Origin of the sequence: Streptomyces sp. NPDC019531 (genome assembly GCF_044903305.1) — a bacterium.
Lineage (GTDB): Bacteria > Actinomycetota > Actinomycetes > Streptomycetales > Streptomycetaceae > Streptomyces.
This window is the reverse complement of sequence record NZ_JBJDQL010000002.1, coordinates 52,110-67,338: the sequence shown is the minus strand read 5'-3', so window position 1 is coordinate 67,338 and position 15,229 is coordinate 52,110. Positions and strand designations below refer to the sequence as shown.

The window sequence follows — 15,229 nt, the reverse complement described above, 5'->3', positions numbered from 1 at the left end:
AGCCGCACGGCCTGCCCTTCGGGCGGACGACGCCACCTCTGACGCCAGGCCCACCGGGGTCCGGGTTTCGGGGGACGAGCGGCGGGCAGCAGCCCATGCTCCGTCGTTGATCTGACACCATTCCCCGGGGGCCCCGTTCGGCGGATGGACAGGGCTCGTTCGGAAAGACTTGCGACCAGGGGACGGATGGGACCGCGCAGTGCGGGGCTACGAACGCCAGGAGCGAGAGCCGGCGGCTGACGTCGACCACCTCTCTCGGTTCGAGGCCGAGATGGATCGGCTGAAGACCGAGCGGGAAAAGGCGATCCAGCACGCCGAGGACCTCGGCTACCAGGTCGAGGTGCTGCGCGCCAAGCTGCACGAGGCGCGGCGCACCCTCATGTCCCGGCCCGACTTCGGCGGCGGTGACATCGGCTACCAGGCCGAGCAGTTGCTGCGCAACGCCCAGGTCCAGGCCGATCAGTTGCGCCAGGACGCCGAGCGCGAGCTGAGCCAGGTCCGGGCCCAGACCCAGCGCATCCTCCAGGAGCACGCCGAGCAGGCCGCGCGTCTGCAGGCGGAGCTGCACCAGGAGGCGGTCACCCGCCGTCAGCAGCTCGACCAGGAGCTGGCCGAGCGCCGGCAGACCGTCGAGTCGCACGTCAACGAGAACGTGGCGTGGGCCGAGCAGCTGCGCGCCCGCAGCGAGTCGCAGGCCCGCCGGCTCCTGGAGGAGTCCCGCGCGGAGGCCGAGCAGGCCATGGCGGCCGCCCGCGCCGAGGCCGAGCGGGTCACCACCGAGGCCCGGCAGCGGCTCACCGCCGACGCCGAGGCGGCCCGCGCGGAGGCCGAACAGCTCCTGCTGCGGGCCCGCACGGACGCCGAGCGGCTGATCAACGCCGCCTCCACGCAGGCCCAGGAGGCCACCGACCACGCCGAGCAGCTGCGCAGCTCCACCGCGACCGAATCGGACAGCGCCCGGCGCCAGGCCACCGAGCTCAGCCGGGCCGCCGAGCAGCGGATGACGGAGGCCGAGGAGGCGCTGCGCAAGGCGCAGGCCGAGGCCGACAAGGTGCTCACCGAGGCGAAGTCGGCCGCCGAGAAAACCCTCGCCAGCGCCGAGTCCGCCAACGAACAGCGCACGCGTACGGCCAAGGAGCAGGTCGCCCGGCTGGTCAGCGAGGCCAGCCAGGAGGCCGAGGCGACCAAGGAGGCCGCCGAGCAGATCGTCGCGGACGCCCGTGCCGAGGCCGAGAAGATCGTCGCCGAGGCCTCCGAGAAGGCCCGCACGATCACCGCCGAGGAGAGTGCGACCCAGCTGTCCAAGGCGGCCAAGACCGCCGAGGACGTCCTCAACAAGGCGCAGGCGGACGCGCAGAACACCACCAAGGCCGCCGCCGAGGAGGCCGAGCGGATCCGCCGTGAGGCCGAGACCGAGGCGGACCGGCTGCGGGCCGAGGCGCACGACATCGCCGAGCAGCTCAAGGGCTCGGCGAAGGACGACACCAAGGAGTACCGCGCCAAGACGGTCGAGCTGCAGGAGGAGGCCCGCAGGCTGCGCGGCGAGGCCGAGCAGCTGCGCGCCGACGCGGTCGCCGAGGGCGAGAAGATCCGCGCGGAGGCGCGCAAGGAGGCCGTCCAGCAGATCGAGGAGGCCGCCAAGACCGCCGAGGAGCTGCTCTCCAAGGCCAAGGCGGACGCCGACGAGCTGCGCCAGACCGCCACCACGGACAGCGAGAAGGTCCGCACCGAGGCCATCGAGCGCGCCACCACGTTGCGCCGGCAGGCCGAGGAGACCCTTCAGCGCACCCGTCAGGAGGCGGAGCGGCACCGCGAGGAGGTCGTCGAGCAGTCTGAGGGCATCAAGGCCGACGCCGAGCGGGCCGCCCGCGAGCTGCACGAGGAAACCGAGCGGGCGATAGAGACCCGCCGTACCGAGGCCGCCGAGGAACTGACGAGGCTGCACACCGAGGCCGAGGAGCGCCTCGCCGCCGCCGAACAGGCCCTCGCCGAGGCCCGTGAGGAGGCCTCACGGATCCGTCGCGAGGCCGCCGAGGAGACCGACCGGCTGCGCACCGAGGCCGCCGAGCGGATCCGCACCCTGCAGCAGCAGGCCGAGGCCGAGGCCGACCGGGTGCGCACCGAGGCCGCGTCCGACGCGTCCGCCTCGCGTGCCGAGGGCGAGGCCGTCGCCGTACGGCTGCGGTCCGAGGCCGCCGCCGAGGCGGAGCGGCTCAAGTCCGAGGCGCAGGACACCGCGGACCGGGTCCGGGCGGAGGCGCGGGCCGCCGCCGAGCGGCTCGCCACCGAGGCGTCCGAGACGCTGGCCGCCGCTCAGGAGGAGGCCGACCGGCGCCGCCGCGAGGCCGAGGAGTACCTCGGCTCGGCCCGCCAGGAGGCCGATCAGGAGCGCGAGCGGGCCCGCGAGCAGAGCGAGGAGCTCCTCGCCTCGGCCCGCAACCGGGTCGAGGAGGCCCAGGCCGAGGCCGTACGGCTGGTCGAGGAGGCGGACCGGCGGGCCACCGAGATGGTGTCGGCCGCCGAGCAGCACGCCCAGCAGGTACGGGACTCGGTCGCCGGGCTGCACGAGCAGGCCCAGGAGGAGATCACCGGGCTGCGCTCGGCCGCCGAGCACGTGGCCGACCGCACCCGGCGTGAGGCGCAGGAGGAGGCCGACCGGGTCCGCGGTGACGCCTACTCCGAGCGGGAGCGGGCCAGCGAGGACGCGGCCAGGATCCGGCGCGAGGCCGCCGAGGAGACGGACGCCGCCAAGTCCCTCGCCGAGCGCACCGTGTCGGAGGCGATCGCGGAGGCGGAGCGACTGCGGTCGGACGCCTCCGAGCACGCCCAGCGGGTGCGTACGCAGGCCTCGGACACCATCGCCCAGGCCGACCAGGACGCTGCACGCGCCAGGGCGGAGGCCCGCGAGGACGCCAACCGCATCCGGTCGGACGCGGCGACGCAGGCCGACACCCTCATCACCGAGGCGCGTAGCGAAGCGGAGCGGCTCACCGAGGAGACCATCACCGACACCGACCGGCTGCGTACGGACACGGTCGCCGAGGCGGAGCGGGTGCGCGCCGAGTCGGTCGCCCGGGCCGAGCAGTTGATCGGGGAGGCCACCGGGGACGCGGAGCGGCTGCGCGCCCAGGCCGCCGACACGGTCGGGCAGGCCCAGCAGCACGCCGAGCGGGTCCGCGCCGAGTCGGAGCGGGTCAGGGCGGACGCGGCGGCCACGGCCGAGGAGTTGGTCAACTCCGCGCGCGAGGAGGCCGACCGGACCCTCGACGAGGTCCGCAGGGAGGCCAACAAGCGGCGCCAGGACGTGGCCGAGCAGGTCGACACGCTCATCACGGAGAGCACCGCCGAGGCGGACAAGCTCCTCACCGAGGCGCAGCAGCAGGCGCAGAAGACCACCGCCGAGGCCGAGGCGCAGGCCGACACGATGGTCGGTGCGGCCCGCAAGGAGGCCGACCGGCTGGTGTCCGAGGCGACGGTCGAGGGCAACGCGCGCGTGGAGAAGGCCCGTACGGACGCGGACGAGCTGCTCGTCGGCGCCCGCCGGGACGCGACCGCCATAAGGGAGCGCGCGGAGGAGCTGCGCGACCGGATCACGGGCGAGATCGAGGCGCTGCACGCCCGGGCCCGCCGTGAGGCCGCGGAGACCATGAAGTCGACGGGCGACCGCTGCGACGCGCTCATCAAGGCCGCGGAGGAGCAGCTGGCCAAGGCGCAGGCGAAGGCCAAGGAGCTGGTCTCGGAGGCCAATTCGGAGGCCGGCAAGGTGCGGATCGCCGCGGTCAAGAAGGCCGAGGGGCTCCTCAAGGAGGCCGAGCAGAAGAAGGCCACATTGGTCCGGGAGGCCGAGGAGCTCAAGGCCGAGGCGATCCGCGAGGCGAAGCGCACGGTCGAGGAGGGCAAGCGCGAGCTCGAAGTCCTCGTCCGCCGCCGTGAGGACATCAACACCGAGATCTCCCGTGTCCAGGACGTCCTGGAGGCGTTGGAATCCTTCGAGGCTCCGTCGGCGGGCAAGGACGGCGGCGTCAAGGCGGGCGCAGCGGTCGGTGCCCCTCGTTCGGGTAAGCCTTCGGACAGCTAACCGACAGGTTGCAACCGGTTACGGCCGGTCGAACTCGGATGCCATCTGGGGCCTTTGACCAAGTTTTTGGCAAGCCGTCCCAGGGTTAGCCACTCAAAAGGGGTGTCATTCTCCAGATCAAACACGTATCCGCTCGATGACACACCGCTTCGGCCCCTAGGATTCCCCCTATCACCTCACCGGTCTCATTTGACAGGAACCCCATGAGCGACACTTCCCCCTACGGCTTCGAGCTTGTGCGGCGTGGGTACGACCGCGCTCAGGTGGACGAACGGATCTCCAAGCTCGTCTCCGACCGTGACAGCGCTCTCTCCCGCATCACCGCCCTGGAAAAGCGCATCGAGGAGCTCCACCTCGAAACGCAGAACGCCCAGGCCCAGGTCACCGACGCCGAGCCGTCGTACGCCGGCCTCGGCGCGCGTGTCGAGAAGATCCTCCGCCTCGCCGAGGAGGAGGCCAAGGACCTGCGCGAGGAGGCCCGTCGCGCGGCCGAGCAGCACCGCGAACTCGCCGAGTCGGCGGCCCAGCAGGTCCGTAACGACGCAGAATCGTTCGCTGCGGAGCGCAAGGCCAAGGCTGAGGACGAGGGCGTCCGGATCGTCGAGAAGGCCAAGAGCGACTCCTCGCAGCTCCGTCAGGAGGCTCAGAAGGACGCGCAGCAGAAGCGCGAGGAGGCCGACGCCCTCTTCGAGGAGACCCGCGCCAAGGCCGCGCAGGCCGCCGCCGACTTCGAGACGAACCTCGCCAAGCGCCGGGAGCAGTCCGAGCGCGACCTGGCGTCCCGTCAGCAGAAGGCGGAGAAGCGCCTCGCGGAGATCGAGCACCGCGCGGAGCAGCTGCGCCTGGAGGCCGAGAAGCTGCGCACCGACGCCGAGCGCCGCGCCCGCCAGACGGTGGAGACGGCTCAGCGCCAGGCCGAGGACATCGTGGCCGACGCCAACGCCAAGGCCGACCGCATCCGTTCGGAATCCGAGCGCGAGCTGGCGGCTCTGACGAACCGCCGCGACTCGATCAACGCTCAGCTGACGAACGTGCGCGAGATGCTGGCGACGCTGACGGGGGCCGCGGTGGCCGCCGCCGGTACGCCCGCCGACGACGAGCCGATCTCCCGTGGGGTTCCGGCTCAGCAGTCCCGGTAACAACGCCTGACAGCGACGAAGGCCCGCACCGTCTCCCCCGGAGGTGCGGGCCTTCGTCGTCGGGTGCGGCCGCGTGGGGCCCGGTCGCGCATTTCCCCGCGCCTCTGAAGGGGCGCCCACAGCGCCTCCAGCACATCCCCTGCCTTCGCGTGGTCGACGGCTTTCAGCATTCTTGCCGCTCTCGTCGGTCTCCGTTTGCCCATAGGAGTGGCATCCGCCGGAGCGCACCCCTAGCGTGGTCGGCATGATCGAGCTCGAGGGGCTGACCAAGCGGTACGGCGAGAAAGTGGCGGTCAACAACCTGACCTTCACCGTCAGACCGGGCATCGTCACGGGCTTCCTCGGGCCCAACGGCGCCGGCAAGTCGACCACCATGCGCATGATGCTGGGCCTGGACCGGCCCACCGCCGGGGACGTGCGCATCGACGGCAAGCACTATGACCAGCTCAAGGACCCGTTGACGTACATCGGGGCCCTGCTGGACGCCAAGGCCATGCACGGCGGCCGGAGCGCCTTCAACCACCTGCTGTGTCTCGCGCAGAGCAACGGCATCCCTCGTATGAGGGTCCATGAGGTCCTCGACACCGTCGGGCTCACCGCCGTCGCGAGGAAGAAGGCCAAGGGGTTCTCGCTCGGCATGGGCCAGCGGCTCGGCATCGCGGGCGCGCTGCTGGGTGATCCGCGGATCCTGATGTTCGACGAGCCGGTCAACGGGCTCGACCCCGAGGGCATCCACTGGATCCGCAACCTGATGAAGTCGCTGGCCGCGCAGGGACGGACCGTCTTCGTGTCCTCGCATCTCATGAGTGAGATGGCGCTGACCGCCGACCACCTCGTCGTCATCGGCCAGGGGCGGCTGCTCGCGGACACCTCCATGGCGGACTTCATCGCGCAGAACTCGCGGTCGTACGTCCGTATCCGCACCCCGCAGCGCGAGCGGCTGCTCGACGTGCTGCACGCGGCCGGGGTCACCGTCGTGGAGACCGGCAACGGCACGCTGGAGGTGGACGGCAGCAAGTCCGAGTACATCGGCGAGCTGGCCGCCCAGCAGCAGATCGTGCTGCACGAGCTGAGTCCCCAACAGGCCTCCCTGGAAGAGGCGTTCATGCAGCTGACCGCGGAGTCGGTCGAGTACCACGCACACAGCGACACACCCGTCGAGGCACCGCAGCAGCAGCCGTGGGGCAACGGCTGGAAGGGGAACTGACCATGGCTGCGACCCAGGTCATCCGCTCAGAGTGGACCAAGATCCGTTCGGTGGCCTCCACGGTGTGGACACTGTCCCTCGCCGTGGTCGTCACCATCGGGCTGGGCATCCTGATCTCGGCCCTGTCGAAGAGCGAGTTCGACAAGATGAGCCGCCAGGACCAGCTCTCCTTCGACCCGACCTTCGTCAGCTTCGCCGGGATGACCCTCGGACAGCTCGCGATGATCGTGTTCGGGGTGCTCGTCGTGTCGAACGAGTACAGCACCGGCATGATCCGCACCTCGCTGGCCGCCGTGCCGCAGCGCGGTACCTTGCTGGCCAGCAAGATCGCGGTCGCCACGGGGCTCTCGCTCGCCGTCGGTCTCGTCACCAGCTTCGTGACGTTCTTCCTCGGCCAGGCGATGCTCGGCTCCCACGGGGCGGAGATCGGTGACACCGGAGTGCTGCGCGCGGTCATCGGCGGCGGCCTCTACATGACCCTCATCGCGATGTTCTCGATGGGCGTCGCCGCGATGCTGCGCTCGCCGATGCTGTCGCTGGGCATCCTGATGCCGTTCTTCTTCCTGATCTCCAACATCCTCGGCAACGTCTCGGCCACCAAGAAGATCGGCCGGTTCCTGCCCGACCAGGCCGGCAGCAAGATCATGCAGGTGGTCACCCCGATCGACGACGACACTCCCTACGGCCCCTGGGGCGGGCTCGGGATCATGGCGCTGTGGGTGGTCGCGGTGCTGATCGGCGGTTATGTCCTGTTGAAGAAGCGAGACGCGTGACGCGAAGAGCCTTTGCTTTCATTTGAGTGGAACCGTCAGCGCCCCGATAAGCTCCTAACCCTAACGGGGGGCGTGTGCCCCGCTGTCCTGAACCTTGCGATGGGTGCGGAGCATGATCGAGGCAGTCGGCCTGACCAAGCGCTACGGCGACAAGACCGCTGTGTACAACCTTTCCTTCCAGGTGCGTCCCGGTGCCGTCACGGGCTTCCTGGGCCCCAACGGCTCGGGCAAGTCGACGACCATGCGCATGATCCTGGGCCTCGACAACCCCACCTCGGGGCAGGTGACGATCGGCGGCTACCCGTACCGCAGGCTGCCGAACGCGCCCCGGCAGGTCGGCGCGCTGCTCGACGCGAAGGCCGTGCACGGCGGACGGGCCGCCCGTAACCATCTGCTCTGTCTGGCCCAGCTGTCCGGGATTCCGGCCCGGCGGGTGGACGAGGTGCTCGGCGTCGTCGGCCTTCAGGACGTGGCGAGGAAGCGCTCCAAGGGTTTCTCGCTCGGTATGGGACAGCGGCTCGGGATCGCGGCCGCGCTGCTCGGCGATCCGCAGGTGCTGCTCTTCGACGAGCCGGTCAACGGGCTCGACCCCGAGGGCATCCTGTGGGTGCGCAACCTGATGAAGGCGCTGGCGGCGGAGGGCCGTACGGTCTTCGTCTCCTCCCACCTGATGAGCGAGATGGCGCTGACCGCGGACCACCTCATCGTCATCGGGCGCGGGCAGTTGCTGGCCGACATGGGCGTGCAGGACTTCATCGCGGCCAACTCCGCGGGCTTCGCGCGCGTACGGACGCCGGACACGGAGCCACAGCTCAGGGAGAAGCTCTCGGCCGCGATCACGGAGGCGGGCGGGCACGTCCTCCCCGAGCAGGACGGGGCGCTGCGGGTGACCGGTCTGCCCCTCCCCCGCATCAGCGACATCGCCCACGACACGGACGTACGCCTGTGGGAGCTGTCCCCGCACCAGGCCTCGCTGGAAGAGGCGTACATGCGGATGACGCAGGGCGCCGTGGACTACCGCTCGACCATCGACCAGAAGGCCGGGCTCATGCAGCCCCTCCCGCCGGGCGCCCAGCCCCCCGTGCCGGTCCCCGGCCAGGGTCAGCCCGACTGGTACCCACCGGCACCGCCGCAGCAGGGCGGCCAGCCGTTCGTGGGGCCACAGGGCCAGGCCCAGCCACTGCCGTACGGCGGTCCCGGCACCCCCAACCCGTACGCCCAGGCTCCCGCGCCCGCCGCAGGTGCCCCGGCCCAGGCCTCCGCGCCCGCACCGCAGCCGCAGGCCTCGGCGCAGACCACCCCTCCCGCCCCGCAGGGACCCGCCCCGACCCAGCCCGAGGACGCCCGATGAGCACCCCGCAGCCCCCGATGCCGCAGACCGCCGCAGCGAACTGGCAGGCGGCCGCCGGACCCTCGTACCAGGGCTACACCTCGCCGATCCCCGTCGTGCGGACGCATCTTGGGCATGCGATCGCGTCGGAGTGGACGAAGATCCGGTCCGTGCGGTCGACGATCTGGACGCTGGGCGTGTTCGTGCTGCTCGTGATCGGGATCGGCCTCGCGGCCGGTGCGCTGGTCGCGGCCAATGCCTCGGAAGCGAGTCTGAGCAACGAGAACCCGCTGTCGTTCGGCTTCTTCGGGCTGCTGCTCGGCAGCATGTGCATCATCACGCTCGGCGTGCTGACCACGGCCTCGGAGTACGGCACCGGCATGATCCGTACGACGATGGTCGCCTGCCCCTCCCGCACCCGCGTCCTCGCGGCGAAGTCGCTCGTGTTCTTCTCCGTCGCCTTCGTGACCACCCTGGTCTCGGTCCTCGTCGTCGCCCTCGCCGACGTGGCCCTGTTGGACGGCGCCCGGACCCCGACCGGCCAGGAATGGCTGAAGGGCACCCTCGGCATCTCGCTCTACATCGCGCTGCTCGGCCTGCTCTCGCTGATCATCGGCTCGATCATCCGGCACTCGGCGGGCGCGATCACCGTCATGATCGGCGTCGTACTGGCCCCGCTGGTCATCGCGCTGTTCATGTTCTCGGAGTCCCTGGAGAGCCTGCGCCAGGCCCTGTTCGAGTACTCCATCCCGAACCAGCTCAGCGTGTTCTACTCCAACTCCCTCACCGAGACCGGCCCTTCGGGCTGGGACCCGCTGTGGATCGTCCTCGGCGTGACGGCCGCCGCGTTCGCCGGGGCCTACGCCCTCCTGGAGAACCGGGACGTCTAGAAGAGCCCTAGAACTTCGGCGCGTTACGGGACCGCTGCACCCGCGTGGTGCGGCGGTCCCGTGCGTTCCAGCAGGCCTTGTGCCAGTGCCGGCGTTCGTCGACGCCCGAGTGGTCCGGCCAGGCCACCACGTGCGGGACGCCGTCCGGGATCATCTGGTCGCAGCCCGGGCAGCGGTACGTCTTGCCCTGCGCGCTCGCCCCGGCCACATGCCGGACGTTCCAGTCCTCGCCCTGCCAGTGGGTCGAGGACTGGAAGCCGCCGTAGCGGCCCGACCGGTCGTCCTCGGCGCTCCGGCCGGCCGAGTCCGACGAACCGGAACCCTTGGGTCGGTTGCGACGCGGGGACACAGGACACCTCACGGGGCTATACAGGAAGCAGGGACTGTGTCCAGCCTACGCGGCGCGAGGCGGGGTACGCGTGGGGAACCAACCCCCACAAGTCCCCCTCCGCGGGGGCCCATTCTGCAGACAATCGGCAAATCTCTCCGCCAGGCCGTGTCCTCGGCACGTGTCAGACGGTTATGCCGAGTGGGGGAGCTCCGTGTCGGAGCCAAGGAAGCAGGAAAAGCACATGCACGTAGGAACATTCGTGTTGGCGGCCCAGTTCCCGGGGCAGGGCCAGGGGGAGGCGCTGCACCGCGCGGTCCGCTCGGCCGAGCTCGCGGAGGAGGCCGGACTCGACGCGGTCTGGCTGGCGGAACACCACTTCGTGCCGTACGGCACCTGTCCGTCCGCGGTCACGCTGGCGGCCCTGCTGCTGGGCCGCACCCAGCGCATCCGGGTCGGCACCGCGGTGAGCGTGCTGCCCACCGTCCACCCCGTCGCCCTCGGCGAGCAGGCCGCGCTGCTGCACATGACGAGCGGCGGGCGCTTCTCGCTGGGCGTGGGGCGCGGCGGACCATGGGTCGATCTGGAGGTGTTCGGCGCGGGCCTTCAGGCGTACGAGAAGGGGTTCCCGGAATCACTCGATCTGCTGGTGCGCTGGCTGCGCGAACCCTCCGTCGGGGCGTCCGGTGAGCGGTTCAGGTTCCGTGAGGTGCCCGTCGTGCCGCGGCCCTCGGAGTCGCTCACGGAGGTGGACGGGCCCGAGGTGATCGTCGCCTGCACCTCCCCCGCGAGCGTCCGGCTGGCCGCCGAGCGCGGGCTGCCGATGCTGCTCGGGATGCATGTCGGGGACGAGGAGAAGGCGGAGATGGTCGCCCTGTGGCGCAGGCAGGCGCGCGCGGCCGGGCACGCGCCGGAGAAGGTCCTGGACGCGCCCCATGTGTCGGCGGGTGTCTGTCAGATCGCGGACCGGCGCACGGACGCGGTGGAGGCCCTGGTGAAGGCGATGCCGGGCTGGCTCAGGCAGGGGCTCGGCGCCCATGTCACGGTCGACGGCCGGGCACGGCAGATGCGCGACCCGGTGGCCTACACCGAACTGCTCTGCGGACTGCACCCGGTGGGCACCCCGCGGCTGTGCGCCGACCGCCTCGCGGCGACCAGCGAACGGACCGGGGTCTCGCGCTTCGCCCTGCTCGTCGAGGGCTCGGGAGATCTGGCGGCCACCGAGGAGAACGTACGGCGGCTGGGTGCGGAAGTGCTGCCGCATCTGACCTGAAGTGGAACAGGAACCCTTGCCCGGCTGGAGCTTGCCGCCCCGGTACTGATGCACCTCCCGCGTACGGAGCGGCAAGCAAGCGGCGCCGTCTCAGCAGTCCCGGAACTCCGGAGACTGGTTCAGCAGCTGACTGCGCACCGAGGTGAAGCGGACCAGCGTCTCGTCGACCGAGGCGTCCAGCGGGAACACCGCCACCCGGTGGCAGTTCTGGAAGGCCAGCCGCACACCGAAGTGCCGTTGCAGCGCGCCGCGTATCGCGTCACTCGCAAGCGCACGCAACAGCTGACCGCGTGCCTGCTCGTCCGGCGGAGGCGTCTGGTTGTCGGCGAAGTTGCCGCCGTCGACCTTCAGCTGGGCCACCAGGGAGCTGATCATCTCCCATGCGTAGGGCAGGGAGGTCCGGACGCAGTCGACGAATTCGGCTTCGTCGACCTCGCCTCGCTCGGCCTTCTCGAGTAGGGCCGGTGAGACGTCGAGCGACATGGGTTCTCCTCTCGCACCCCTGATTTCCTCAGGGGTTGCCGGACAGATAAGGGAGTTCGCGATGTCGAACACTCTCAGTACACGCCTCGCGACCTCCCGTTTACTACGGTAGGCAACGGACGGTGACCGCACCAGGAGAATGCGAACAAAGGGCACTCCCAACAGGCCCACAATCGGCCACAAGTGAACAGGGTTTCTCCACAGCCTTACGGGCCGAATCGCGTGGACATGCGCCCGTCGAGTAGCGTTGCCGACCATGCGTCTCGTCATTGCCCGGTGTTCCGTCGACTACGCGGGCCGGCTCACCGCCCACCTGCCCTCGGCCCCCCGTCTGATCCTGGTGAAGGCCGACGGCAGCGTCTCCATCCACGCCGATGACCGGGCCTACAAGCCCCTGAACTGGATGTCGCCGCCCTGCACGTTGAAGGAGGGAACCGGCGACGAGGAAGGCGTCTGGACCGTCATCAACAAGGCGGGCGAGAAGCTCATCATCACGATGGAGGAAGTCCTCCATGACTCCTCGCACGAACTGGGCGTGGATCCGGGCCTGATCAAGGACGGCGTGGAAGCGCACCTTCAGGAGCTGCTCGCCGACCGCATCGAAACGCTCGGCGACGGCTACACGTTGATCCGCCGCGAGTACATGACGGCCATCGGCCCGGTCGACATCCTGTGCCGTGACTCCGACGGGCAGACCGTGGCGGTCGAGATCAAGCGGCGCGGCGAGATCGACGGCGTCGAGCAACTCACCCGCTACCTCGACCTGTTGAACCGCGACCCCCATCTCGCCCCGGTCCGCGGCATCTTCGCCGCCCAGGAGATCAAGCCCCAGGCCCGCGTCCTCGCGACCGACCGCGGTATCGGCTGCCACATCATGGACTACGACGCGCTGCGCGGCATCGAGGACGACAAGCTGCGGCTGTTCTGACAGCGCCTCTTCTTCTACTTCTACGACGACGAGGGCCGGGTCCGCTTCATGGACCCGGCCCTCCTGTCTCGTGCGCCGCTCAGATGGTCTGCTGCGAGCTGCTCGGCGAGCTCACGGCGCTGCTCTCCGGGGCGCCGGCCGAGCTGCTGTTCTCCACCGGGGTGGTGGAGCTCGGGCCGCTGGCCGAGTCGGAGGTGGTCGGCGTGGTGTCGGTCGGGGTGGTCGTGGGCGTGTCCGGGTCGGTGGGCGTCGCGGAGTCCGACGGCGTCGCGGAACCGGAGTCCGACGGCTTGCCGGACGGCGTCGGTGTCGGCTTCGGCGAGGTCGACGACGGCTTCGGCGACGGCTTGGACGTACCCGTCGAACCGCCCCCCTGCGTCCCGCTCGGGTCGTCGGACGGCTGCGCCGCCCCCGTAGGCGTCGGATCGTCCGAAGTCCCGTACGTGCCGTCAGGACCAGGGTCGGTCGGCCGGGATGTCGCCGTACCCGTGTCGCCCTTGTCGTCGCCGTCCTGCGGGGCCTCCGCGCCGAGGTTGCCGTCGTCGATGCCGACGCTGGCCGACGGGTTGACGCCCACCTCGTTGGACGGGGAGTTCGGGTCGTTGTCGGAGGTGGCACCCAGTGTCACGACCGTGCCGAGCACCGCCACAAGGAGCGCGCCCGCGCCGGCCGCGACGAGGTTGCGCTTGGCGAGGCCCTTGAGGCCGCCCCGGGCCTTGCGGGAGGGCGGGGGCGTGGCGGAGTCACGGTGGACGACGATGGTCTGGGAGTCGCCCGGCAGCTGGAGCGGCGGGAAGGCCGCGGGGACCCCTCCGGGCGGCGAGGCGGACTCGTCGTACCGAGCGTCGGGCACCTCCTCGCCCGCCATCGCGCCGAGGCCGGCCAGTCCGGGCGCGGTTCCGTCCCGGTCGGAGACCAGGGCGAGGGCGCGACGGCCCGCGACGGTGCCGCGCTTGTCGGCGAGGGCGCCGCGCAGGCCGATGGAGGCCTCAAGTTCGGCGCGGGCCCGGTCGAGCTCTCCGCCGCAGAGCGCGAGGATGCCGAGCTCGTGGTGGAAGTAGGCCTGTTCGGACACCTCACCGGCGAGCTGGGAGGCCTCCGCGCCGGCCCGCAGCGAACGCTCCCAGGCGCCCCAGTGGCAGCCTGCGGCGAACGCGGGCGCCGCTGTGCGGGCCAGCTGCACGGTGGCCGCCTCCTCGCCCTCGGCGGGCGCGGTGGTGGCCGGGGTCAGGACGGCGAGGGCGGCGAGCAGGGCGTCCGCCTCGGCGCACACCCGCTCCGGGGTGACCGAGGGGTGTCCGGCCCACCAGCTGTAGTGCTGGGCGGCGGTGAGGGCGGGGGCCTCGATGTCGTCGCCGTATCCGGCGGCCTCCAGCTGGGTGAGGACACCGGCGGCGAGTCGGTAGCGGGAGCCGACCGGGGAGACCAGGCCCGCGTCGGCGAGCTCGCCGAGGGCGGCGTCCGCGTGGGTGTCGCCGACCAGGGCGGGCAGGTGGGCCTGGTGGGGCACCTCGCCGCCGAGCGCGACGGCGAACCGCAGTGTGGCGCGCGCGGACTCGCTCAGCCGGGAGGCGAGCAGCGGGGCGGGGGCAGCGGCCTCGCCGAGGGCGGGCAGCGGTGTCTCCTCGCCCTCGTCGGCGGTGAACGGTGCGTCGGCCGGAGCCGCGTCCGCGAAGACGCCGAACTCGTCGACGGCGTTCGCCCCGGCCCGATGCCGGTCACGCTGTCTGAGCAGGGCACCGGCCTGGACGAAGCGCAGCGGCAGGCCCTCGGACTCGAACCAGAGGTCACCCGCCCAGTTCGACTCCTCCTCGGTCAGCACCCGGCCGACACAGCGCTCCAGGAGGTCGAGGCCGTCGGCGCGCTCCAGGCCGCCGAGGAAGACCTCCTCGACGGCGGAGTCGGCGGAGGGCGCGGGCACGTCGGGCGTGGCGCCGATCACGAAGGCGCACTCGGGCGTGGCGTCGAGCAGTTCGTCGAGACCCGCGCCGCCGAACTCGATGTCGTCGAGGACGACGACCGCGCCGATCTCCCGGACGCAGGAGAGCAGCTCGTCCCGGTCGGGGCGGTGCAGGGGCGAGTTGTGGACGGCGTAGAAGAGGTCGTACAGCAGCTCGCTCGCCGTGCGGTGGAAGCCGGTGAGGCGGACGACACCGTCGGGGGCGAGGTCCGAGCAGTCCTCGGCGACCAGGTCGAGGAGGCTGGTGCGGCCGGAGCCGGCGGGGCCGGTCAGGCGTACCGAGCGGCCGCGTGCGAGCAGGCGGACCAGGCGCTCCCGCTCGTCCTGGCGGGCCAGGAGCGGCAGCGCGGTACGAGTGGGTCCGGGCGGGACGGGCGGGCGGGCCGCGCGGTCCACCTCGGCGCGTTCGGCGGCGCTGAACTTCTCGGGCCGCCCCGGCCGCTCGCCGGGCGGGCAGGCCTCTATCTCGCTGCCGTCGACGGGGTTGACGGTGAGCAGGAAGTCGCCGGCGACGAGCTGCACGGTGCGGGCGAGCGCGGGCGAGTGCTGGCCGAAGTCGGATGTGAGGGAGTCCCTGGACGGGCGCTGACGGGGCGAACCGGCGTCGCCGTCATGGCCGTACTCCTCGGGTCCCCGGTTGTTCGGGTCCATAGGTCAAGCCCCCCAAAAGCGTCTCGTGTGCCTGTCGCGGCCCCTCCCGACCTGGCTGCACACAGCGCTGTCGCTTCTGGTCCGGGCCCGCTGGAAGGGATGTTGGCAGCGGGCGACCGAACCCTAAACCTTCGCACAGTATCTACGACAGCCCGGGGTACCGCGCCGTCCGAGACGTCACAGTCTCGT

Annotated in this window: 11 protein-coding genes; 8 read left to right on the top strand and 3 right to left on the bottom strand. The window is 71.3% G+C overall.

The annotated features are described in order from the left end of the window. Nucleotides 1–199 precede the first annotated feature (199 nt). The 6 genes from scy to ACI2L1_RS02545 all read left to right on the top strand — a co-directional run bounded on the left by scy (nucleotide 200) and on the right by ACI2L1_RS02545 (nucleotide 9,417). Entirely contained in the window at nucleotides 200–4,078 is a 3,879-nt protein-coding gene (gene scy, locus ACI2L1_RS02570; RefSeq protein WP_404737479.1) for a polarized growth protein Scy, read from the top strand. Nucleotides 4,079–4,281: 203 nt separating this feature from the next. Continuing rightward, the gene (locus tag ACI2L1_RS02565; protein ID WP_404737478.1) at nucleotides 4,282–5,217 is read left to right on the top strand and encodes a cellulose-binding protein; all 936 of its coding nucleotides are present in this window, start codon (nucleotides 4,282–4,284) and stop codon (nucleotides 5,215–5,217) included. 244 nt (nucleotides 5,218–5,461) lie between these two features. Beyond that, nucleotides 5,462–6,424, top strand: a complete 963-nt coding sequence (locus ACI2L1_RS02560; RefSeq protein ID WP_404737477.1) for an ABC transporter ATP-binding protein — start codon at nucleotides 5,462–5,464, stop codon at nucleotides 6,422–6,424. Between the two features lie 2 nt (nucleotides 6,425–6,426). Next, entirely contained in the window at nucleotides 6,427–7,197 is a 771-nt protein-coding gene (locus ACI2L1_RS02555; RefSeq protein WP_404737476.1) for an ABC transporter permease, read from the top strand. Between the two features lie 112 nt (nucleotides 7,198–7,309). Continuing rightward, a complete protein-coding gene (locus ACI2L1_RS02550) occupies nucleotides 7,310–8,548 on the top strand; it encodes an ATP-binding cassette domain-containing protein (RefSeq protein ID WP_404737475.1) in 1,239 nt (412 codons plus the stop codon). Continuing rightward, nucleotides 8,545–9,417 carry an ABC transporter permease gene (locus tag ACI2L1_RS02545; protein WP_404737474.1) on the top strand — a complete coding sequence of 291 codons (873 nt, stop codon included), beginning with the start codon at nucleotides 8,545–8,547 and terminating at the stop codon, nucleotides 9,415–9,417. Before ACI2L1_RS02550 ends, ACI2L1_RS02545 begins: the two co-directional genes overlap by 4 nt. A 7-nt stretch (nucleotides 9,418–9,424) precedes the next feature. Here ACI2L1_RS02545 and ACI2L1_RS02540 read toward each other — a convergent pair whose 3' ends face one another. Continuing rightward, the gene (locus tag ACI2L1_RS02540; protein WP_280849275.1) at nucleotides 9,425–9,766 is read right to left on the bottom strand and encodes an ATP/GTP-binding protein; all 342 of its coding nucleotides are present in this window, start codon (nucleotides 9,764–9,766) and stop codon (nucleotides 9,425–9,427) included. Nucleotides 9,767–9,989: 223 nt separating this feature from the next. Here ACI2L1_RS02540 and ACI2L1_RS02535 point away from each other — a divergent pair, with 223 nt between their 5' ends. Next, nucleotides 9,990–11,018, top strand: a complete 1,029-nt coding sequence (locus ACI2L1_RS02535; protein WP_404737473.1) for an LLM class flavin-dependent oxidoreductase — start codon at nucleotides 9,990–9,992, stop codon at nucleotides 11,016–11,018. 90 nt (nucleotides 11,019–11,108) lie between these two features. Here the strand turns inward: ACI2L1_RS02535 and ACI2L1_RS02530 are convergent, their stop codons facing one another. Beyond that, nucleotides 11,109–11,501: an SCO5389 family protein gene (locus ACI2L1_RS02530; protein ID WP_404737472.1), complete on the bottom strand. Its 393-nt coding sequence runs from the start codon at nucleotides 11,499–11,501 to the stop codon at nucleotides 11,109–11,111. A 256-nt stretch (nucleotides 11,502–11,757) separates the two neighbouring features. Here ACI2L1_RS02530 and nucS point away from each other — a divergent pair, with 256 nt between their 5' ends. Next, entirely contained in the window at nucleotides 11,758–12,429 is a 672-nt protein-coding gene (gene nucS, locus ACI2L1_RS02525) for an endonuclease NucS (RefSeq protein WP_404737471.1), read from the top strand. Nucleotides 12,430–12,508: 79 nt separating this feature from the next. On the opposite strand, the gene ACI2L1_RS02520 is transcribed toward nucS, so the two are convergent. Then, nucleotides 12,509–15,040: an ATP-binding protein gene (locus ACI2L1_RS02520; protein ID WP_404737470.1), complete on the bottom strand. Its 2,532-nt coding sequence runs from the start codon at nucleotides 15,038–15,040 to the stop codon at nucleotides 12,509–12,511. Nucleotides 15,041–15,229: the final 189 nt, after the last annotated feature.